The organism is Phytohabitans flavus (genome assembly GCF_011764545.1).
Taxonomy (GTDB): Bacteria; Actinomycetota; Actinomycetes; order Mycobacteriales; family Micromonosporaceae; genus Phytohabitans; species Phytohabitans flavus.
In genome coordinates, this window is the sequence record NZ_AP022870.1 from 9,043,097 (window position 1) to 9,062,780 (window position 19,684).

Annotated in this window: 18 protein-coding genes, 2 tRNA genes and 2 pseudogenes; 15 read left to right on the forward strand and 7 right to left on the reverse strand. The window is 70.5% G+C overall.

Going from position 1 to position 19,684, the window contains the following annotated elements; translation table 11 throughout:
* The first annotated feature begins 23 nt into the window (after positions 1-23).
* The 7 genes from Pflav_RS40180 to Pflav_RS40210 are packed head-to-tail and all read left to right on the forward strand — an operon-like array spanning position 24 to position 6,008.
* Positions 24-245 carry a hypothetical protein gene (locus Pflav_RS40180; RefSeq protein ID WP_173041760.1) on the forward strand — a complete coding sequence of 74 codons (222 nt, stop codon included), beginning with the start codon at positions 24-26 and terminating at the stop codon, positions 243-245.
* The gene (locus Pflav_RS40185; RefSeq protein WP_173041761.1) at positions 242-1,264 is read left to right on the forward strand and encodes an AAA family ATPase; all 1,023 of its coding nucleotides are present in this window, start codon (positions 242-244) and stop codon (positions 1,262-1,264) included. Before Pflav_RS40180 ends, Pflav_RS40185 begins: the two co-directional genes overlap by 4 nt.
* Complete coding sequence (locus Pflav_RS40190) at positions 1,261-2,235, forward strand: DUF58 domain-containing protein (RefSeq protein WP_415624361.1); 975 nt, start codon at positions 1,261-1,263, stop codon at positions 2,233-2,235. The genes Pflav_RS40185 and Pflav_RS40190 overlap by 4 nt, the downstream gene beginning before the upstream one ends.
* The gene (locus Pflav_RS40195; RefSeq protein ID WP_173041763.1) at positions 2,232-3,191 is read left to right on the forward strand and encodes a VWA domain-containing protein; all 960 of its coding nucleotides are present in this window, start codon (positions 2,232-2,234) and stop codon (positions 3,189-3,191) included. The genes Pflav_RS40190 and Pflav_RS40195 overlap by 4 nt, the downstream gene beginning before the upstream one ends.
* Positions 3,192-3,234: 43 nt before the next feature.
* On the forward strand, positions 3,235-4,119 hold the full coding sequence (locus Pflav_RS40200) for a S1C family serine protease (protein ID WP_173041764.1): 885 nt from the start codon (positions 3,235-3,237) through the stop codon (positions 4,117-4,119).
* A gap of 9 nt (positions 4,120-4,128) precedes the next feature.
* On the forward strand, positions 4,129-4,809 hold the full coding sequence (locus Pflav_RS40205; RefSeq protein ID WP_173041765.1) for a response regulator transcription factor: 681 nt from the start codon (positions 4,129-4,131) through the stop codon (positions 4,807-4,809).
* Positions 4,809-6,008 (forward strand): sensor histidine kinase, encoded by a 1,200-nt coding sequence (locus Pflav_RS40210; RefSeq protein WP_173042914.1) that lies wholly within the window; start codon positions 4,809-4,811, stop codon positions 6,006-6,008. The genes Pflav_RS40205 and Pflav_RS40210 overlap by 1 nt, the downstream gene beginning before the upstream one ends.
* Here the strand turns inward: Pflav_RS40210 and Pflav_RS40215 are convergent.
* The gene (locus Pflav_RS40215; RefSeq protein ID WP_173041766.1) at positions 6,001-7,560 is read right to left on the reverse strand and encodes a pectate lyase family protein; all 1,560 of its coding nucleotides are present in this window, start codon (positions 7,558-7,560) and stop codon (positions 6,001-6,003) included. The two genes, Pflav_RS40210 and Pflav_RS40215, sit on opposite strands and share 8 nt — an antisense overlap.
* A 9-nt stretch (positions 7,561-7,569) precedes the next feature.
* Positions 7,570-8,589: a pectate lyase family protein gene (locus Pflav_RS40220; protein ID WP_173041767.1), complete on the reverse strand. Its 1,020-nt coding sequence runs from the start codon at positions 8,587-8,589 to the stop codon at positions 7,570-7,572.
* 203 nt (positions 8,590-8,792) lie between these two features.
* Here Pflav_RS40220 and Pflav_RS40225 point away from each other — a divergent pair, with 203 nt between their 5' ends.
* The gene (locus Pflav_RS40225) at positions 8,793-9,377 is read left to right on the forward strand and encodes a hypothetical protein (RefSeq protein WP_232072483.1); all 585 of its coding nucleotides are present in this window, start codon (positions 8,793-8,795) and stop codon (positions 9,375-9,377) included.
* Positions 9,378-9,396: 19 nt separating this feature from the next.
* The gene (arfB, locus tag Pflav_RS40230; protein ID WP_173041768.1) at positions 9,397-9,825 is read left to right on the forward strand and encodes an alternative ribosome rescue aminoacyl-tRNA hydrolase ArfB; all 429 of its coding nucleotides are present in this window, start codon (positions 9,397-9,399) and stop codon (positions 9,823-9,825) included.
* Here arfB and Pflav_RS40235 read toward each other — a convergent pair.
* A pseudogene (locus Pflav_RS40235) lies at positions 9,788-10,626 on the reverse strand (3-methyladenine DNA glycosylase). The gene arfB and the pseudogene Pflav_RS40235 sit on opposite strands and share 38 nt — an antisense overlap.
* A gap of 23 nt (positions 10,627-10,649) precedes the next feature.
* Here Pflav_RS40235 and Pflav_RS40240 point away from each other — a divergent pair.
* From Pflav_RS40240 to Pflav_RS40250, 3 genes are all read left to right on the forward strand, one after another.
* Positions 10,650-11,426, forward strand: a complete 777-nt coding sequence (locus tag Pflav_RS40240; protein ID WP_173041769.1) for a fumarylacetoacetate hydrolase family protein — start codon at positions 10,650-10,652, stop codon at positions 11,424-11,426.
* Between the two features lie 77 nt (positions 11,427-11,503).
* Positions 11,504-11,575: transfer RNA gene (locus Pflav_RS40245), tRNA-Gln, on the forward strand.
* A gap of 89 nt (positions 11,576-11,664) precedes the next feature.
* Positions 11,665-11,737 (forward strand) — tRNA-Glu (locus tag Pflav_RS40250).
* A 244-nt stretch (positions 11,738-11,981) separates the two neighbouring features.
* On the opposite strand, the gene Pflav_RS40255 is transcribed toward Pflav_RS40250, so the two are convergent.
* Positions 11,982-12,668, reverse strand: coding sequence for an IclR family transcriptional regulator (locus Pflav_RS40255; RefSeq protein ID WP_173041770.1), 687 nt, complete (start codon positions 12,666-12,668; stop codon positions 11,982-11,984).
* 49 nt (positions 12,669-12,717) lie between these two features.
* Here Pflav_RS40255 and leuC point away from each other — a divergent pair, with 49 nt between their 5' ends.
* From leuC to Pflav_RS40270, 3 genes and pseudogenes are all read left to right on the forward strand, one after another.
* A complete protein-coding gene (gene leuC, locus Pflav_RS40260; RefSeq protein WP_173041771.1) occupies positions 12,718-14,166 on the forward strand; it encodes a 3-isopropylmalate dehydratase large subunit in 1,449 nt (482 codons plus the stop codon).
* A gap of 25 nt (positions 14,167-14,191) precedes the next feature.
* Positions 14,192-14,778 (forward strand): annotated as a pseudogene (gene leuD, locus Pflav_RS40265) (3-isopropylmalate dehydratase small subunit).
* 96 nt (positions 14,779-14,874) lie between these two features.
* A complete protein-coding gene (locus Pflav_RS40270; RefSeq protein ID WP_377310097.1) occupies positions 14,875-15,471 on the forward strand; it encodes an HU family DNA-binding protein in 597 nt (198 codons plus the stop codon).
* A 65-nt stretch (positions 15,472-15,536) separates the two neighbouring features.
* Here the strand turns inward: Pflav_RS40270 and Pflav_RS40275 are convergent, their stop codons facing one another.
* The 3 genes from Pflav_RS40275 to Pflav_RS40285 all read right to left on the reverse strand — a co-directional run bounded on the left by Pflav_RS40275 (position 15,537) and on the right by Pflav_RS40285 (position 19,629).
* A complete protein-coding gene (locus tag Pflav_RS40275) occupies positions 15,537-17,621 on the reverse strand; it encodes an MMPL family transporter (protein WP_173041773.1) in 2,085 nt (694 codons plus the stop codon).
* Positions 17,622-17,735: 114 nt separating this feature from the next.
* Positions 17,736-18,416, reverse strand: a complete 681-nt coding sequence (locus tag Pflav_RS40280; RefSeq protein ID WP_173041774.1) for a response regulator — start codon at positions 18,414-18,416, stop codon at positions 17,736-17,738.
* Positions 18,409-19,629, reverse strand: coding sequence for a sensor histidine kinase (locus Pflav_RS40285; RefSeq protein ID WP_173041775.1), 1,221 nt, complete (start codon positions 19,627-19,629; stop codon positions 18,409-18,411). Before Pflav_RS40285 ends, Pflav_RS40280 begins: the two co-directional genes overlap by 8 nt.
* Positions 19,630-19,684 lie beyond the last annotated feature (55 nt).

Consider the following 19,684-nt stretch of genomic DNA (forward strand, 5'->3'; position numbering starts at 1 on the left):
GTTCGACGGAGGGAACGGGATCAATGCGGATCAAGACAATCGTGGGCCTGAGCTTTGCCGGTGCGGCCGCCGCGGTCGCGGTGGCCGGTGGTGTCGCGTACGCCGCCGACGACAGTGGGAGCGCGGGCACGACGGTCAAGATCGTGGAAGACGGCGGTGGGGTCGGCGGCTCGGCCGTGGACGAGAACTGCCCGGAGAAGAACGGCGGCGGCGACGGTAGCGCGCCGGCCCAGGAGAACCTATGAGCGAGAACACGCTCACCCTCGCCGACCTCGAGGCGTCACCGCCACATGTGCAGCTCGAACAGGCATTGTTCGAGGTCAAGCGGGTGATCGTCGGACAGGATCGGCTGGTCGAGCGGCTGCTCACCGCGCTGCTGGCGGACGGCCACTGCCTGCTCGAGGGCGTGCCCGGCGTGGCGAAGACGCTCGCCGCGCAGACGCTGGCCATCGCGGTGGGCGGGAGCTTCAGCCGGATCCAGTTCACGCCGGACCTGGTGCCTTCGGACATCGTCGGGACCAGGATCTACCGGTCGTCGAAGGAGACCTTCGACGTGGAGCTGGGCCCGGTGATGGCCAACCTGGTACTCGCCGACGAGATCAACCGAGCGCCCGCCAAGGTGCAGTCCGCGCTGCTGGAGGCCATGGCCGAGCGCCAGGTCTCCATCGGCGGGAAGAGCTACCCGGTACCCGATCCGTTCCTGGTCCTCGCGACCCAGAACCCGATCGAGTCCGAGGGCGTGTACCAGCTGCCGGAGGCGCAGCGGGACAGGTTCCTCATGAAGGTCGTGGTGGACTACCCGACCGACGAGGAGGAGCTCGGCATCCTCTACCGGATGGGCACGAGGCGGCCGGAACCGCGCACAGTGCTCGACCCGGCGCGACTCCGGGCGCTACAGGAGATGGCGCGGGGCGTGTTCGTGCATCACGCGCTCGCCGAGTACATCGTCCGGCTCGTCGTCTCCACGCGGCAGCCGGAGCGGTTCGGCGCCGGGGACGTGAAGTCGCGGCTGGCCTACGGCGCGAGCCCGCGGGCCACGCTGGGCCTGGTGTCCGCCGCGCGGGCACTGGCGGTGCTGCGCGGTCGCGACTACGTGCTCCCGGCCGACATCACCGACCTGGCGGTCGACGTGCTGTCGCACCGGCTCGTGCTGTCGTTCGACGCGGTCGCCGACGGCGTGGGCGCGGACGCCGTCGTGCGCCGGCTTGTCGAGGCGGTGCCACCACCGCGCATCGCACCCCATCAGGCCGAAAGAGCCGCATGATGCACGAGGGGTACGCGTCCATCCACGAGCTGGCACCGGAACGGCGGCTGCGGCGGCTGGAGCTCACGATCACCCGGCGGCTCGACGGGCTGCTGCACGGCCAGTACCTCGGCCTGCTCCCCGGAGCGGGCAGTGAGCTGGCCGGCAGCCGGGAGTACCGGCCGGGTGAGGACGAGGTGCGCCGCATGGACTGGGCGGTCACCGCGCGTACCGCCGTGCCCCACGTCCGCGAGGTCGAGGCGGACCGCGAGCTGACCACCTGGCTGCTCGCGGACGCCACGCCGAGCATGGACTTCGGCACGGCGGAGATCGAGAAGCGGGAGCTGGCCGTGGCGGCGACCGCCGCGGTCGGTTTCCTGACCGCGGGATCGGGCAATCGCCTCGGTGCACACGTGCTCGGCGTGGAGTCGATAAGGCGCTTCCCGGCCCGTACCGGCCGGACGCACCTGCTCGGCCTGCTGCGGATGCTGCTCGCCGTACCCCGTGCGGGTTCGGGAGCCCAGCCACCCGGGCTGACCGAGGCGATCGCGGGCGTGCGGCGGTCGGCGCTGCGGCGAGGCCTGGTGGTCGTGGTCTCGGACTTCCTCGACGGCCTGCCGGAGTCGGACGACCCCGAGGCGCGGCCGGAGTGGGAGGAGGAACTGCGGCGCGTGGCGGTACGGCACCAGGTGCTGGCCGTCGAGGTGGCCGACCCGCGCGAGCTGGAGCTGCCCGACGTGGGACTGATCACGCTTGTCGACCCGGAGAGCGGGCGGCGGCGTGAGGTGTCCACGGGCGACCGGCGACTGCGGGAGCGGTACGCCGCGGCCGCCGCCGCCCAACGGGACACGGTGCGGCAGGCGCTGCGCCGGGCCGGGGCGGCGCACCTTCCACTTCGGACAGACCGGGACTGGGTGGCCGACATCGTGCGGCACGTGTACGCCCAGCGCCGCCTCGCGATGGCGGCGAAACCGACACAGGGGAAAGCATGAGCTTCGAAAGCCCGTTGCGGCTCTGGCTGCTCGTCGGCGTAGTAGCCATAGCCGTTCTGTACCTGGTGCTGCAGCGTCGCCGCAGCAGGTACGCGGTGCGCTTCACCAACCTGCGCCTGCTCGACCGGGTGGCGCCAAAGCGCCCGGCGTGGCGGCGGCACCTGCCGGCGAGCCTGTTCCTGGTGATGATGGCGCTGCTGGTGCTCGGCTTCGCCCGGCCCAGCGACGACGTACGGGTGCAGCGCGAGCGGGCCACGGTGATAGTGGCGGTGGACGTGTCACTGTCCATGTTGGCCACTGACGTGCCGCCGGACCGGTTGACGGCGGCCAAGTCTGCGGCGCGCGACTTCGTCGAAGGGCTGCCCAAGGAGTTCAACGTCGGGCTGGTCGGCTTCGCCGGCAACGCGTCGGTGTTCGTGGCGCCGGATACCAACCGGGAGGCCATGTACGGCGGCATCGACCGGCTGGCCGAGGGGAGCGCGGGCGAGCAGGGTACGGCGATCGGCGAGGCGATCTACGCGGCGCTGGGCTCGATCCAGTCGCTCGACGCGGAAGCTGCCTCGGAGCCGCCACCGGCCCGGGTGGTCGTGCTCTCCGACGGCGCCAATACGGCCGGGCGTGACCCTGACGAGGCGTCGGCGGAGGCGACCTCGGCCGGGATACCGGTGGACACGATCGCGTTCGGTACGGCGTCAGGTGCGATCGAGGGTGCGGGCCGCCGGATGAGCGTGCCGGTCGACGGCGACACGCTCGAGGCGGTGGCGCGGCAGACCGGCGGCACGTACCACGAGGCGGGCTCCTCCGACGAGCTGCGTGCGGTGTACGAGGACATCGGCAGCTCGGTCGGGTACATCACCGAGCGGCAGGACGTCTCGGCACGGTTCATCGGCATCGGGCTGTTGTTCGCGCTGGCGGCGGCGGCCGGGTCGATGCTCTGGTTCGCCCGCATCCCTTAGCCGCTCTGTCCTTAACGGCTCTGTCCATAGTGGAGGCTACAAGATGACGGACCTTCGAGGGCTCGGGGAGCCGCGCGGTCCGGGGTTCGTCTCACCCGAGCTGGACCCGTGGGGCGCGCCGCGGCCCGCCGTACCCGGTGCCGAGGTCGCGAAGCGCGACCCGTCGCGGTGGCCGCGCCTGCTGCTCACCGGCCTCGCGGTCGTGGCCATCTCCGCGACGTCGGGTGCGATCGCCGGCGGCGTCGTGGCGGACGGCGACGCGGCGCCGGCCACGGCGAGGCCGACCACTCCAGCGCCGGTCACCCCACCGCCGCCGCCCGCCGGTGGTAACTCGACCGACATGGTTCGCGCGGCGGCGATCGCGCTGCCGGGGGTCGTGCAGGTGCGGGTGGGAAGATCGGGCGGCTCGGGGTTCGCGGTGGACAACGAGGGCCACATCATCACCAACAACCACGTGGTGTCGAGCGGCGGCTCGGTGACCGTGGTCGGCCAGGACGGGCGGCGGCTGCCGGCCGAGGTGGTCGGCCGCGACCCGGGCAGCGACATCGCGGTGCTGCGGGTGGATCCGACGTCCGGGCTGCGCCCTCTCGCGCTGGCGCAGCCCGGCACCACCCGGGTCGGCGAGCCGGTGCTTGCCGTCGGCTCGCCGCTCGGGCTCTCCGGCACGGTTACCGCGGGGATCGTGAGCGCGCTCGATCGCCAGGTGCGGCTCGGCAGCTCGGGCGTACGGCGCAGCGCGATCCAGACCGACGCATCGATCAACCCGGGCAACTCCGGAGGGCCGCTGGTGAACGCCCGCGGCGAGGTGGTCGGCGTGAACACCGCGATCGCCACGCTGGAGGGCAGCGGCAACATCGGTATCGGCTTCGCGATCCCGATCGACCAGGCTCAGCAAGCGGCTGAGCGAATTATCAGCGGCGGCGGATAGCGTTCAGCCATGCGCCTGCTCGTTGTGGAAGACGAAGAAGACCTGGCCGAGGCCGTGCGCCTCGGCTTGGTCCGCGCCGGCTACGCGGTGGACGTGGCCGGCGACGCGGCTCAGGCGTATGACCGGTTGGCGGTCAACGCGTACGACCTGATGCTGCTCGACATCAACCTGCCCGACGGCGACGGATTCGACGTGTGTCACGCCATCCGGCGCGGCGAGGTGCCCGTGGAGGGTGGGAGCGACCTGCGGGTGCTGATGCTGACCGCGCGGGGCGCGCTGCACGATCGGGTGCGCGGGCTGGACGAGGGGGCCGACGACTACCTGGTGAAGCCGTTCGCCCTCGCCGAGCTGCTGGCCCGGGTGCGGGCGCTGCTGCGCCGCGACACCGGGGGCGGCACGGTCGTGCTGACGGTGGGCGACGTCCGGCTCGACGTGGCCCGGCACGAGGCGAGCGTGAGCGGGGACGCGCTGCACCTGACGCCGAAGGAGTTCGGCGTGCTGGAGTACCTGATGACGCGCCCTGGGCACGTCGTCTCGGCGGAGGAGCTGCTCGAACATGTGTGGGATGAGAACGCCGACCCGTTCACCCAGACGGTGCGGGTAACGGTGGGCACGCTGCGGCGCAAGCTCGGCGGCGACTCGATCGAGACCGTGGTGGGGCGCGGGTATCGGCTCAGGGAGGAGGCGTGATGCGCTTCGTCCGCACCATCCGGTTCCGCCTCACGGTGCTCTACTCGACGCTGCTCTTCGCGCTCGCCGGGGCCGGGCTTTTCGTCACATACCTCGCTGTGGAGCGCACCACCGATCCCAAGCCGATCACGAAGTCGTACGAGGCGGGCGTCTACAAGTACGGCGTGCGCACCGGCACGATGACCGTGGCCGAAGTGGACGAGATCGAGTCGGCGGTCAACTTCAGCACGCTCCAGACGATGCGCAACTACTCGCTGATCGCGCTCGGCGGACTCTTCGTCGCCAGCCTCGGCATCGGGTGGGTGCTCTCCGGGCGGGCGCTGCGGCCGGTGGGCGCGATCGCCCGTACCGCGCGGGAGATCCAGGCCACCGACCTGTCCCGGCGGATCCGGCTGAATGGGCCACGGGACGAGCTGCGCGACCTCGGCGAAACGATCGACTCGATGCTCGACCGGCTGGACGAGGCGTTCCGCGCCCAGCGGCAGCTGATCGACGACGCCTCGCACGAGCTGCGCAGTCCGCTCGCGGTGATCCGGGCCAACCTCGACGCCTCTCTCATGGACGCGCCGGACGCCACCGAGCCGGAGCGGGAGCGGGCGATCGTGGTCATCGACCGCGCCACCACGCGCATGTCGCGGCTCGTCGAGGACCTGCTGGCCACCGCGCGGCGCAACGCGGTCGCGCTCGCCGACACCGATGTGGACCTCGCCACCGTCGCGCGTGAGGCGGGTGAGGAGTTCGCGGCCATCGCCGCGGACCGCAACGTCCAGCTTCGGTACGAGGTGCGGGGCGACCTGATGCTCATCGGCGACCACGACGCGCTGCGCCGGGCCGCGGGCAACCTGCTGTCGAACGCGGTACGCCTGTCGCCCGAGGGCGGCGCCGTGGCCGTGGCGACCGGGCAGGAGGGCGGGTGGCTGTGGCTCGCGATCGCCGACGAGGGGCCGGGCATCTCCGACGACGACCAGCCCCGCGTCTTCGACCGCTTCTGGCGCGGCGCCCACCCGTCCCGTGACCGCCGTACGGGTCTCGGTCTCGCCATCGTGCGGCAGATCACCGAGTCGCACGGCGGTCACGTGTCGGTCTTCTCGACGCTGGGGGCCGGCAGCACGTTCGTGCTGTGGCTGCCGGCCCGGGACCGCACCGACGACGCGCCCGCGCCGTCGTTGTCCCCCTGCGGTCAACCCCAGATCAGCTGATCTTCCCGTAACCCGCGCCGGCCCGGACCGTCGACGGCACGCTCGCCGCACTGTCCAACGTGTACCCGTAGTAGGTGCGCGGCTCCACAACGGATCCGGCCGCCTCGCACGTGCCCGAGTTGACGAACGTGTTGCCCCGGTGCACGAGCCGGCCCGGACCGCTGTCCGCGTACCCGCTGGCGGAGAAGCACGGGAACGGGACGTTCTCGAAGTAGTTGTTCTCCACGACGGCGCCGGCCTGCTGCACCGAGGCGACACCGTAGAGCTCGTTGTTCAGGAAGTAGTTGTTGAACACGTGTACCGGCTCGCCGAAGCGGATCCGCGGGTGGCGCTGCCGGCTGTTGTCGAAGAAGTTGTGGTGGATGGTCACCTTCAGGTGCCCGATGTCGGTGGAGGCCGCCCCGTCCGAGTGGCTGATCAGCATGCTCTTGTCGGAGTGGTCGAAGTGGTTCCACGACACGGTCACGTAGTCGGCGCCGCGCACGATGTCGATCGAGCCGTCGACCGCGCCGGAGAAGGAGTTGTGGTCGATCCAGATGTGGTGCGACTCCTGGCCGACGTTGACCGCGTCGTCCTCCGCGTTGGTAAAGCGGAGGTTCCGCACGATCACGTTGTACGAGCGGTAGAAGTCCAGCCCACCGCCGTTGATGTGGCCCGAGGTGCCCACGCCGATGATCGTCTTGTTCGGCCGTACACCTTGCTTGCTGGTGATGTTGATCTGGCCGGCCACCCGGATGATCAGCGTCTCGGTGCTGTCGATGTAGTCCAGGAACTCGGTCGCGTTCGTCGCGGTGACCGTACGCCCGCCGGCCCCGCCGGTCACCCCGTTCTGCCCGAGGGCGTTGAGCGAGGCGAAGCCGATCGGACCATCCGTCGGGACCGGTGGGTTGGTGGTCGGTGGCGGCGTCGTCGGTACCGCCGTGGTCGGCGGCGGGGTTGTCGGCGCGGTTGCCGTTTCCACCGAGACGTCGTCGAAGCTCGCCGCCGTGTAGAAGGTGGCGACCCCCACCCCGCCCGCGGTGAACGCGGTGTCCGTGGCGGTCAGCGCCGCGCCACCGTTCACTGTGGAGCGCAGTGTCGAGCCGGCCACTTGGAGGCTTACCGTGTACGTGGTGCCGGCCGACACCGCCAGCGAGGTCGAGGCGAGCGTGGTGGCCGCGCCGTTGACGAGCCGTTTGAGCTCGACGGTGTTGTTGGAGCGCAGCGCCACGTAGTAGTAACTGGTTGCCGACTGGGCGCGGGCGAGCACGGCGGCGAAGCGGTTGCTGCCGCTGAACGCGGTGGGCTTCACCTTCGCCGTGACCGTGTAGTCGGTCCACGACGCCGAGCCGGCCCGCGCGCGGGCGTCGCTGCTCGTACCCGACTGGCGCAGCACCTGTGAGCCGTCGGCGGCGACCGCCCAGGTGCCGCCGCTCGTGGTCCAGCCGGCGCTGTTGCCGTCTTCGAAGTTGTCACTGAAGAGCGTGGCCGCCTGCGCGTTGCCGGAGAACGCCACCACAGTGGCGACGAGGGTGGCGGCCGAGGTGGCTACCGCAAGCAAACGGAGCTTCATGGCCGCACCTCAGATCTTTCCGACGCCGGCGCCGGCCGGGACGACAGTCGGGACGCTGGAGGCGGGACCAGCGGTGTACGAGTAGTAGGTGCGCGGGTCGGGGACGCTGCCGCGTACCTCGATGGCGTGGTTGCAGGCGACGAGGATGTTGTCCCGCTGCACCATGCGGCCGAGGTCACCGCTGAAGTCCACGCGGCCGGGGTTGTTGACGCTGTAGAAGTAGTTGCCCTCGGCCCAGACGCCGGAGTCCATTGTCGACGCGATGCCGTAGCTGTTGTCGTCGTAGTAGTTGTTGTAGACGTGCACCAGCGGGGAGAAGCGCACCCGCGGGTTGCGCTGGTCCGAGCCGTCGAAGAAGTTGTGGTGGTACGTCACCCGCAGCCGGCCCGTGTCCTGCGCGGCGTTGTCGTCGTCATGGCCGAGCAGCAGCGTCTTGTCGTGGTCGTAGAAGTGGTTCCAGGAGACCGTGACGTAGTCCGAGCCGCGCTTGATGTCGACCGCGCCGTCGTCCCCGTTCGAGAAGTCGTTGTGGTCGATCCACACGTGGTGGGTGAACATCTGCACGTTGATCAGGTCGTCGGTCGCACCGGTGATGTGCAGGTTGCGGATGATGACGTTGTGGACCGCGTTCGCCGGCGGGCTGGTCATGTCGTCGTCGACCGGTACGCCGATGTTGAGGCCGCCGCCGACGAGCCGGGCGTTCGCGCCGATGCCGATGATGGTCTTGTCCGAGGCCACGTTGTGCATGCCGTCGCTGTTGCCGGTCGGCAGCGTGATCGTGCCGGAGACCTGGACGACGTACGGGCCGGGGCGGGAGATGTAGTCGAGGAACTGGGCCGTCGTGGTGGCCGTGACGGTGGGGCCGCCGGCGCCGCCGGTGGTGCCGTTCTGGCCGAGGGCGTTGACGGCCGCGAAGCCGATCGGGGCGGTGTCCGCGGCCTGGGCGGGCGCCGCGGGAGTCACGGCGGTGAGGCCGGCTGCGACGAGCGCGGCGGCGAGGGCGGGCCGGAGCACGGTGGCTCTGGGCATGGGGGTCTGCCTTTCGTGGAGGAGACGAGGTGGCAGACCCTCGACGTGGAAAGCGCTTTCCAAGCACGATATGAAGCCGTAACAGCGTTGTCAATCGGTCATCGCGTACACAATGGACGCGTGAGTGATCAGCCCCTGCCTGGAAGCGCCCCCACGAGGGTGAACACCGCTGGCCGGTCGCGGCCGCGATCACCTTCGCGATCGTGCTCCAGTTCCTCACGCCGCAGGATCTGGCCTTCCATCCGCGCTGGGTCCTGCCCGGTGTCGAGGCCACGATCCTGTTGGGGCTGATCATCGTGAACCCGTTCCGGATCGACCGCGAGTCCACCGTGCTGCGGACGCTGAACATGCTGCTTGTCGCGGTGGCGACGCTCGCAGTGGTCTGGTCGACCGGCCGGCTGGTGGTCGTCCTGGTGCGTGGCGGTGGGCCGGGCGACGCGGCCGACGTGCTGCTCAGCGGCGGCATCATCTGGGCCACCAACACAATCGTCTTCGCCGTCTGGTACTGGCTACTCGACCGCGGTGGCCCCGCCGCCCGGGCCAACGCCCGCCGCGTCCTTCCGGACTTCCTCTTTCCGCAGATGTCGACCCCGGAGCTCACCCACAACGAGTGGCGGCCACTGTTCGTCGACTACCTGTACCTGGCGTTCACCAACTCCACCGCCTTCAGCCCGACGGACACGATGCCGCTGGCCCGCTGGGCGAAGATGGCGATGCTTGTGCAGTCAGCCGTGTCTTTCCTCATCGTGATCCTGGTCGTCGCCCGGGCCGTCAACGCGCTCAGCTAGCAGGCGCTTTACTTATGTAATGGACGATCTCCGCGTGACCGACCGCCTGGTGATTCCGGGCGGCGAGCTCCGCGAGCGCTTCTCCCGCTCCTCAGGCCCGGGTGGGCAGGGTGTCAACACGGCGGACAGTCGGGTGGAGCTCTCGTTCGACGTGGCCGGCTCGCCGACCATCCCGCCCGACCTGCGCGCCCGCGCCGTGACCTGGCTGGCCGGGCGGCTCATCGACGGGGTGCTCACGATCGCGGCGAGCGAGCACCGCGCTCAGCTCGCCAACCGGGAGGCCGCGCGGGAGCGCCTTGTCGCGCTGCTACGCGCGGCAGTCGCGCCGCCACCGCCGCCGCGCCGGCCCACCAAGCCGAGCCGCGCGGCAAAGCAGCGGCGTCTCGACGAGAAGCGCCGCCGCTCCGACCTCAAGAAGAGCCGTCGAGGCGACCGAGGGCAGCAATGAGGCCGGCGCGCAGCGGCGCGGCCCGTTCCGCGAAGGCGCGCTGGGCCGCCGCGTACTGCTTCCTGCCCTCGGGTGTCTCGACTCTGACCGGCTCGTAGCCGAGGTCGGCCAGGTCGTATGGGCTGGCCCGCATGTCGAGCGTCCGGATGTCGCGGGCCAGCGCGAAGGCGTCCGCGACAAGCTCGCTCGCCACGAGCGGCGACAGCTTGTACGCCCACTTGTAGAGGTCCATGTTCGCGTGCAGGCAGCCCGGCTGCTCGTTGTCGTGCTGGGCCTCGCGGGTGGGCTGGAGGAGGTTGAGTGGGCGAGCGGCCGGGGTGAAGAAGCGGAACGCGTCGAAGTGGCTGCACCGCACCCTGTTCTCGTCCACCACGCGCGCGGTTTCGGCGGCGGAGAGGCGGAGTGGCACCTGCTCGTGCCGTACGCCCTCGGCCCGGTAGACCATCGCCCACTCGTGCATGCCGAAGCACCCGAAGTGCGCCGGTCTGGCCGCGGTGCTTTCGAGCAGTCCTCTGATCCACTCCGTGGACTTGCGTTTCTCGGTCGAGGGATCGAGCATCACGCCACCCGCGGTCTCGACGTAGTCCCTGTCCGGCTCGCCGCCCGCGAGGACCACGCCCGCGCCCGGATGCCAGCGGCGCAGCTGGGCGGGCGGTACGAGTAGTACGTGAAGAGGAAGTCCTCCACCGGATGCTTCTCGCCGGCCTGGCGGCGGGCCAGGTGCGGGGCCAGCCACGCGTCCACGCGCGCCTCGTGGGCCACACGGCGCGCGTGCCACTCGGCGGCGGGAAGAACCGGCATTGGTCCAGGGTAGGTTGGCGGTTGTGCGTATCGCTCGTTTCGTTCATGCCGGTGGGATGTCGTTCGGTGTCGTGGAGGGCGACCCGGACGGGCTGACGGTCGCCGAGATCGAGGGCCACCCGTTCGGGCAGATTTCCTTCACCACCCAGCGCTGGGCGCTCGCCGACGTGCGGCTGCTCTCGCCGATCCTGCCCAGCAAGATTGTGTGTGTCGGGCGTAACTACGCCGAACACGCCGCCGAGCTGGGCAACGAGGTGCCGAAGGAGCCACTGCTCTTCCTCAAGCCCTCCACCTCGGTCATCGGGCCGCGTGACGCGATCCGGCTGCCACCCCAGTCCAAGCAGGTGGAGCACGAGGCCGAGCTCGCGGTGGTCATCGGACCGCCGGGTGCGCGGCGGGCGGACCGAGCTGCCGCGGAGCGCGCCATCTTCGGGTACACCTGCGCCAACGACGTCACCGCCCGCGACCTGCAGAGGGCGGACGTGCAGTTCACGCGCGCGAAGAGCTTCGACTCGTTCTGCCCGATCGGCCCCTGGATCGCGACCGGCCTGGACGTGAGCGACCTCGAGATCCGCTGCGAGGTCAACGAGGAGGTCCGCCAGCTCGGCCGCACCAAGGACCTTGTCTTCGACGTGCCCACCCTGGTCTCGTACGTGTCGCACGTCATGACGCTCCTGCCCGGCGACGTGATCCTGACCGGCACCCCGGCCGGCGTGAGCCCAATCACGGCCGGCGATACCGTGATGGTGCGGGTGGAGGGCATCGGTGACCTGGCCAACCCCGTCGTGGCACTCGACTGACGCACCGGGTCGATTTGGGTGCCGCCCGCCGGTCGGGTAGAGTTGCCTCTCGGTGCGGTCCTATGGGCACGTGCCAATGGGGTATGGGGTAATTGGCAGCCCAACTGATTCTGGTTCAGTTAGTCTAGGTTCGAGTCCTGGTACCCCAGCAGCCGATGTCCGCAAGGGCGCCGGTGCTGGACCTCTGGTAGAGTTCAGCACCGTTGTCCGGAAGGGCAGCGGAAGCAAGGAAAGTCCTGGCCCCGTCGTCTAGCGGCCTAGGACGCCGCCCTCTCAAGGCGGTAGCGCCGGTTCGAATCCGGTCGGGGCTACATCTGGCAAGGTCCGCACCTCGGTGCGGGCCTTGTTTGTTTTGAACGGCTCCTCGCGGTCGCAGTGAAGCAAGGGCGTGTGGCGTGACCGCAGGACGGATCTGAGGCGGTGCAGGGCATCCAGCCGCGGATGCGGGTCGCATGTGCGGCTGTGGGCGGGATCGGGCTATGCGGCGGTCGTCGACCGCTTGCGTGGCAGCCTTTCGCGGGGCGCCGGCGAGCGCGACTGCTGTAACGGAAAGCCCTAGAGGCCGCTCAGGCGCTGCCCGGCGCGGACCACCGCCATCGCGTGGCGGTCGCCGGGGCGGCGGCCGAGGCGCTCTATCGGGCCGGAGATGCTGATAGCGGCGATGACCCGGCCGGTGCGGTCGCGGATCGGCGCGGAAACGCTTGCCACACCGGCCTCGCGCTCGGCCACGCTCTGCGACCACCCGCGCCGGCGCACCTCGGCCAGCGTGCGGCCGGTGAACTTGCACCGTGGCAACAAAGGCATCACAGCCTCGGGCGGCTCCCAAGCCAGCAGCACCTGCGCGGCAGAGCCGGCGGTCATCGGGAGCACAGCGCCCACCGGGACGGTGTCGCGGAGGCCGCTGGCGCGCTCGGCCGCGCCCACGCAGATCCGCTCGTCGGCGCGGCGCAGGTACAGCTGTGCGCTCTCGCCGGTGGCGTCGCGCAGTGCGGCGAGAAGGGGCTCGGCGGCGGTCAGCAGGACGTCAGGCGCGGCGTTGGCGAGCTCGCCCAGGCGCGGCCCCGGGCGCCAACGACCCTGGGTGTCGCGCACCAGCATCCGGTGGATTTCCAGGGCCTGTGCCAGCCGGTGCGCGGTGGCCCGGGGCAGCTTGGTGCGCTCGACGAGCTCGGCCAAGCTGGCGCCGTCTACGCAGGCCGCGAGGATGACGACCGCCTTGTCGAGAACGCCGACACCGCTCATACTGTGTCCCACAAGCCGAAACATACCTCCCAGAATTTAGGATGTCCAGATGGTGGGAGACACGCAGAAACCAAGGACCCTCGCCGAGAAGGTGTGGGACGCCCACGTGGTGCGATCCGCCGAGGGTGAGCCGGATCTGCTGTTCATCGACCTTCATTTGCTCCACGAAGTGACCAGCCCACAGGCGTTCGACGGCCTGCGGACGGCCGGGCGGCGAGTCCGGCGCACGGATCTCACCCTCGCGACGGAGGACCACAACACCCCGACCGGGTACGAGGATCCGTCCTTCAACAGCCGCCGCGGCGACCTGCTCACCATCGCCGACCCCACGTCGCGCACGCAGATCGAGACGCTGCGCCGCAACTGCACCGAGTTCGGCGTGAAGCTGCACCCGCTGGGCGACGCGCAGCAGGGCATCGTGCACGTGATCGGCCCGCAGCTCGGTCTCACCCAGCCCGGTCTCACGATCGTCTGCGGCGACTCGCATACCGCGACGCACGGCGCCTTCGGCGCGCTCGCGTTCGGCATCGGTACGAGCGAGGTCGAGCACGTGCTCGCCACACAGACGCTGCCGCAGTCGCGGCCGAAGACGATGGCGGTGACCATCGAGGGCGCGCTGCGGCCCGGTGTCACGGCCAAGGATCTGGTGCTGGCGCTCATCGCCAAGGTGGGCACCGGTGGCGGGCGCGGTCACGTGGTGGAGTACCGCGGTGAGGCCATCCGCGCGCTCTCCATGGAAGGGCGCATGACGATTTGCAACATGTCGATCGAGTGGGGCGCCAAGGCCGGGATGATCGCGCCTGACGAGACCACCTTCGCGTACCTGAAGGGGCGGCCGAGCGCGCCGCAGGGCGAGGAGTGGGACGCGGCCGTCGAGCACTGGCACAGCCTCACGACCGACGAGGGCGCCACGTTCGACACGGAGGTGGTGCTGGACGCCTCGCAGATCAGCCCGTTCGTCACGTGGGGCACCAATCCTGGGCAGGGGACCCCGCTCGACGGCGCGGTGCCGGACCCGGAGGAGTTCCTCGAGGAGGTCGAGCGCTCGGCTGCCCGTCGCGCGTTGGAGTACATGGCGTTGGCGCCCGGCACGCCGCTGCGCGACATCTCGGTAGACGTGGTCTTCGTCGGCTCGTGCACCAACGGCCGGCTGGAGGACCTGCGTGCCGCCGCCGACGTGCTGCGCGGCCACAAGGTCGCCGACGGCGTACGGATGCTGGTGGTGCCCGGTTCCGCCGCTGTGCGCGAGGCGGCCGAGCACGAGGGGCTGGACAAGGTGTTCCGGGACGCGGGTGCGGAGTGGCGCTTCGCCGGCTGCTCCATGTGCCTCGGCATGAACCCGGACACGCTCAAGCCCGGCGAGCGCTCGGCGTCCACCTCCAACCGAAACTTCGAGGGCCGGCAGGGCCGCGGCGGGCGTACCCACCTCGTCTCGCCCCAGGTCGCTGCCGCAACCGCTGTCGTGGGCCGCCTCGCCGCGCCCGCCGATCTGAACTAGGCGTCAGGCCGAGGAGAGGTACCTCATGGACAAGTTCACCGTGCACACCGGCACCGCCATCCCGCTGCGCCGGTCCAACGTGGATACCGACCAGATCATCCCCGCGGTGTACCTGAAGCGGGTGACCCGTACCGGCTTCGCGGACGGGCTGTTCAGCGCGTGGCGCGAGGATCCGGGCTTCGTGCTCAACAACCCCGTCTACGCGGGCGCCTCGATCCTCGTGGCCGGACCCGAGTTCGGCACTGGGTCGTCGCGGGAGCACGCGGTGTGGGCGTTGCGGGACTTCGGTTTCCGGGCGGTCATCTCGCCGCGCTTCGGGGACATCTTCCGGGGCAACGCCTTGAAGGAAGGATTGTTGCCGGTGGAGCTCGAACTCAAGGCTGTGGAAGCCCTGTGGGATCTGGTGGAGAGCGACCCGAGCGCGCCGGTGACGGTAGACCTGACGGCGCGGGAAGTACGGGCCGAGGACAGCACCTGGTCCTTTCCCCTCGACGATTTCAGCCGCTGGCGGCTGATGGAGGGTTGGACGACATTGGACTGACGCTGCGCCACGAGGACACCATCACGGCCTACGAAGAGCGTCGACTGCCCTTCCTGCCAGTGGTTTCCTAGCCTCGCGGCGCACTGTGCCTGGCCGTTTTCGCCCCTGTCGGATCATCCGACAGGGGCGAATCCGTTACGACACAACGACTTTTTTCGGCCGGATGTTTGCCCAGACTGGGCAAAGGGCATACGGTGCGCGCAGAATGGGCTCGAGTTGAGTCCGTAGTTAAGTTCGGGAGGGAAAACGTGAACAAGGCCGAGCTCATCGAGGCGCTCGCCGCCCGCTTGGGGGACAAGAAGGCGGCGACGGCGGCGCTCGACGCGGTGCTGACGGAGGTCCAGCAGGCCGTCACCAAGGGCGACAAGGTCGCGATCACCGGTTTCGGTGTCTTCGAAAAGCGGGTCCGCGGCGCGCGAACAGCGCGCAATCCGCGTACCGGCGAGGCGGTGAAGGTGAAGAAGACCTCGGTACCGGCTTTCCGCGCCGGTGCCGGCTTCAAGGAGATGGTCGCGAGCGGTCGGGTGCCGAAGGTGGCCGCCGCCAAGAAGACCACCGCCACGAAGACGACCACCACCGCCAAGGCCGCCCCGGCCACCAAGAAGGCCGCTGCCGCTGCCCCCGCCAAGGCTACGGCGACCAAGAAGGCCGCTGCCGCCCCCGCCAAGAAGGCCGCGACCAAGACCACCGCCCGCGCCACCGCGGCGGCCAAGAAGGCCCCCGCCAAGAAGGCCCCGGCTCGCAAGGCCGCGCCGAAGCGCTGAGCAAACGCCGAAGGAGGGCACCCGAAGAATGGGGTGCCCTCCTTCTCTGTGTCCGGATGTCCGGGTCAGACGAGCGCGGGCTCCTTCCGCGGCGGCGCCTCTTCCGTCACCTCGATCCGCTTGTGCAGCCGGCGGAGCGGGCCGGGCGCCCAGAAGTTGTACCGGCCGAGGATCGTCATCGTGGCCGGCACCAACAACATCCGTACCACTGTCGCGTCGAGCGCGACGGCGAGCACGAGGCCGAGCCCGATTCCCTTGATGGGCACGAAGCCGCCGACCAGGAAACCGGCGAACACCACCACGAGCAGCAATGCGGCCGAGGTGATGATCCGCCCGGTGCGCTGGATCCCCTCCGCCACCGCGCGATCCGCGGGTACGCCGGACAGCCACCGCTCGCGGATCCGGGAAAGCAGGAATACCTCGTAGTCCACCGACAGCCCGAACGCGATCGCGGCGACGAGTACAGGCACTGTCAGGTTGAGGTATCCCAGCCCGGTGGTACCGAAGATGCCGGCCAGGTTGCCGTTCTGGAACACCCATACCACCGCGCCGAGCGCGGCGCCGATGCTGAGCACGTTGGTGAGTACGGCCTTGATCGGCAGCAGCACCGAACCGGTGAAGGCGAACAGCAACAGGAGCGTGCCGAGCACCACCACGCCGATCGCCCAAGGTGCCCGGTCCACCAACATCGACTGGTAGTCCACGAGGTGCGCGGCATCGCCGGTCACCAACACCTCGAATGGTGCGGGCAGGTCCCGGATCGTGCTCACCGCGTCCTTCGTACGGTCCGAGGCCGTGATGTCCACCGGGTACGCGTTAAGCACGGTCAGGTCGGGGGCGACGGGTACTGCCTCGACCCGCGCGATGCCGTCCACACCAGCGATCCGCTCGCGTAGCGGGGCGATGCCGGGATCGGTGGAGGGAACGGTGGCGACGGCCTCGATCGGATCAGGTGCGTTTCCCTCGGGATAGTGCGTCGCCAGCGCGTCGTAGAGCTGGCGCGTGCCCGCGTCGGCGGGCAGCATACGCGGGTCGCCGAGGCCGAGCCGGAGGTCGAGTGCGGGCAGCGCGACGAAGAGCAGCGCGGCCGTGGTCACGAGCATCGTCCCGAGCGGGCGCCGCTGCACGCCGCGCGCGACGCGGGCGAAGAAGCCCCCGGCCGCCTGCGGTTTCGCCGGCTTGATGCGGCGCCCCAGCAGCACCAGCAGTGCGGGCAGGAGCGTGAGTGCGGCGAGCATGTCGACAAGCACGACGGCCATGCCGGCGAAGCCCATCGAGCGCAGGAACGGGTCGGAGAAGACCACCAGTCCGGCGAGCGCGAGCGCGACGGTGAGACCGGCGAAGAACACGGTACGGCCGGCGCTCGCGGCGGTGCGGGTGGCCGCGGCACGCACGTCCGGGTCGATCGCGCGTTCCTCGCGGAAGCGGTTCACCATCAGCAGCGCGTAGTCCACGCCCAGGCCGACCGCCAGCATCGTGGTGACCTGGATGGCGTACACGGAGACGTCGGTTACCTCTGAGAAGGCGTAGAGGATGCCGAACGTGCCGCCCACGCCGGCGATCGCGATGAGCAGCGGCAGACCGGCCGCGATCAGCCCGCCGAAGATGAGCAGCAGCAGGACGAGCACGACCGGCGTGGTCAGCATCTCCGCACGTTGCACGTCCTCTTGGGCTTGTGTGCCGAACTCCGCCTCGGTGAGCGGACCGCCGGACACGGCGACCTCCGCCGCGGAGATCTCGTGCAGCCGCTCGGCCACAGCGTCCGCGGCCTCGGTCTCGTCTTCGGATCTCAGCGAGACGCTCACGATCAGCGCCTCGCCGGTGCGCGCCGAAGGCTGCGGTGGGCTCACCTCGACCACGCCGGGGATCGCGCGCACGTCCGTGAGCGCCGCGTCGACCTCTGATAGCACGGCCGGGTCGTCGGCCGGCTTTCCGTGCACCACCGCGGTGATGGCCGGCTGCTCGGGACCGGTGCTCTCGATGCGGTCCTGCCCGCGCGCCGACTCCGTGCCGGAACCAGAGCTGATTTCGCCGGTGAGACGCCCGAAGACGCCGATGCCGATGCCGAAGCCGGCGACCAATGCGAGAATCCAGGCCACCACGACGATGCGCGGCCGCCGGATCGCGAATCCTGTGACTGACGTAAGCATGGTGCTGATGCTCGTCCGGGACCCGTGCTCGGCGGATCGCCGCCAAGAGTGGAGTCGCGGCTCAGTCCTGGGACGGATCTCCGCCAGCTGTGTCGCTCAGGCCTCGCTGCCCGCTCAACCCGAAGCCGCGCCGGGCACGACAAGCCCCGACTCATACGCGAGGACGACCGCCTGCACGCGGTCGCGCAGCCCGAGCTTGGTGAGCAGGTTGCTGACGTGAGTCTTGACGGTGTGCTCGGTCACGAACATCTCAGCCGCGATCTCCGCGTTGGACAGGCCGCGGGCCACCAGGCGCAGCGTGTCGGTCTCCCGCGCGGTCAGCGCTGCCAAGCGCCCCTCTGGCCGCCACCCAACGGGCGCGGAACGGCCGCGGTCCACCATCTCGGCGATCAGGCGCCGGGTGACGGTCGGCGCGAGGAGCGCCTCGCCACCCGCGATCGTGCGCACCGCCGCGACGAGCTCGTCACGGCGCATGTCCTTGAGCAGGAAGCCGCTTGCGCCGGCATGCAGCGCGTCGTACACGTACTCGTCGACGTCGAACGTGGTCAGCACCAGCACCCGCGCGTCGGTCTCGGCGCAGATGCGCGCGGTCGCGCCGATCCCGTCGAGCCGGGGCATGCGGACGTCCATCAGGACCACGTCCGGCCGCAGCTCCAGCGCCGCGCTCACGGCCTCTTCGCCGTCGCCGGCCTCCCCAACCACTGTGATGTCCGGCTGGGCCTCCAGGATCACGCTGAAGCCGTCGCGCACCAGGGCCTGGTCGTCGACGACGAGGACCCGGAGCTGGTCAGCCATTGCTCGGTGCCTCCTGGCTCGCACGCTCGCGCGGCGCTGAAGGGGCGTCGGGGCGGCTCAGCCCAGACGCCGTCGGGCCGACTCGCTCGCTCACCGGCAGGGTGGCCGTGACCTGGAAGCCGGTGCCGCCCGGGCCGGGCCCGGTGCGCAGCGCGCCACCCACCGCGCCAACCCGCTCGCGCATGCCCATGATGCCGTGGCCACCCCCGTCGCCATTGCCGCCGGACGGCCCTCGCCCGTCGTCCCGCACCTCTACCCCCAGCTGGTCGGGAGTCCAGTCGAGCCGGATCCACACGCGCTTGGCGCCGGCGTGCCGCACCACGTTGGTCAGGGACTCCTGGACCACACGGTATGCGGCCAGCCCAAGCTCGGGCGGCAGCGGTCGCCGGTCGCCACGCTCCTCGAGCGCCACCGCGAGGCCGGCCTCGCGGGCCCGCTCGGCGAGCGCGGCGAGGCCGTCGAGGTCAGGCTGTGGCGCCCGGCTGCCCGCCTCTCCACGCAGCATCCCGAGGGTGCGACGCAGCTGGGTCAGCGTCTCCCGGGCGGTCTCCCCGATCGTGTCGAAGACCCGCTCGGCACGCGCCGGGTCGGACCGCACGAGCACCGGCCCGGCCTCGGCCTGCACGGCGATGAGACTGATCGAGTGGGCCAGGATGTCGTGCATGTCGCGGGCGATCCGCTCGCGCTCCCGGGCCGCGGCCGCCTCCCGCTCCTCGGCATGGCGCCGGGTGCGCTCCTCGAGCAGGGCGATGCGGTCGTGGCGGGCGCGGGCGCCGGTGCCCAGCGCATACGCCCCGATGAAGAGCAGCCCGACGATCGGCAGCTGCACGAGCTTGTCCTGGTGGTCGACGAACGCGAGGGTGATACCGACGGCCGTGCCGGCGGAGCCGATCAGCCGGGACAGCGGGCCACTCCGCGCGGCCAGCGTGTAGGTCGCGACGAGCTGGCTGTATGGCGGGTCGTCCAGCCCGTAGAGCATGGTGAGCAGGACCGTGGAGACACCGCACACCGCGGTCACCGGCAACGGCCAGCGGCGCCGCCAGATGAGCGGCAGCGTCGCCGCGGCGGCCAGCAGCAGCGCCAGCGGGTGGGCCTCGCTGTGGCCGGTGGCCGAGATCGCCAGCAGCACGTAGCAGAGCAGCGCGATCGCGACGTCGACCACGTGCGGGGGCACCGCCGCGGTGCGCTCGCGTAGCGTCGTCAGCCAGGTCACGCTCGCAGTATCACCCGCTCGGGCGATACTCCGCCTCCCTCGTGGGAGCGAGGTA

Excerpts from the sequence above, each read along its gene's own strand:
- Pflav_RS40275 (WP_173041773.1), bottom strand. The coding sequence starts at position 17,621 with ATGCTTACGTCAGTCACAGGATTCGCGATCCGGCGGCCGCGCATCGTC.
- Pflav_RS40280 (WP_173041774.1), bottom strand. The coding sequence starts at position 18,416 with ATGGCTGACCAGCTCCGGGTCCTCGTCGTCGACGACCAGGCCCTGGTG.
- Pflav_RS40180 (WP_173041760.1), top strand. The coding sequence starts at position 24 with ATGCGGATCAAGACAATCGTGGGCCTGAGCTTTGCCGGTGCGGCCGCC.
- Pflav_RS40190 (WP_415624361.1), top strand. The coding sequence starts at position 1,261 with ATGATGCACGAGGGGTACGCGTCCATCCACGAGCTGGCACCGGAACGG.
- Pflav_RS40255 (WP_173041770.1), bottom strand. The coding sequence starts at position 12,668 with ATGAGCGGTGTCGGCGTTCTCGACAAGGCGGTCGTCATCCTCGCGGCC.
- Pflav_RS40210 (WP_173042914.1), top strand. The coding sequence starts at position 4,809 with ATGCGCTTCGTCCGCACCATCCGGTTCCGCCTCACGGTGCTCTACTCG.
- Pflav_RS40195 (WP_173041763.1), top strand. The coding sequence starts at position 2,232 with ATGAGCTTCGAAAGCCCGTTGCGGCTCTGGCTGCTCGTCGGCGTAGTA.
- Pflav_RS40185 (WP_173041761.1), top strand. The coding sequence starts at position 242 with ATGAGCGAGAACACGCTCACCCTCGCCGACCTCGAGGCGTCACCGCCA.
- arfB (WP_173041768.1), top strand. The coding sequence starts at position 9,397 with ATGGACGATCTCCGCGTGACCGACCGCCTGGTGATTCCGGGCGGCGAG.
- Pflav_RS40200 (WP_173041764.1), top strand. The coding sequence starts at position 3,235 with ATGACGGACCTTCGAGGGCTCGGGGAGCCGCGCGGTCCGGGGTTCGTC.
- Pflav_RS40220 (WP_173041767.1), bottom strand. The coding sequence starts at position 8,589 with ATGCCCAGAGCCACCGTGCTCCGGCCCGCCCTCGCCGCCGCGCTCGTC.
- leuC (WP_173041771.1), top strand. The coding sequence starts at position 12,718 with ATGGTGGGAGACACGCAGAAACCAAGGACCCTCGCCGAGAAGGTGTGG.
- Pflav_RS40215 (WP_173041766.1), bottom strand. The coding sequence starts at position 7,560 with ATGAAGCTCCGTTTGCTTGCGGTAGCCACCTCGGCCGCCACCCTCGTC.
- Pflav_RS40205 (WP_173041765.1), top strand. The coding sequence starts at position 4,129 with ATGCGCCTGCTCGTTGTGGAAGACGAAGAAGACCTGGCCGAGGCCGTG.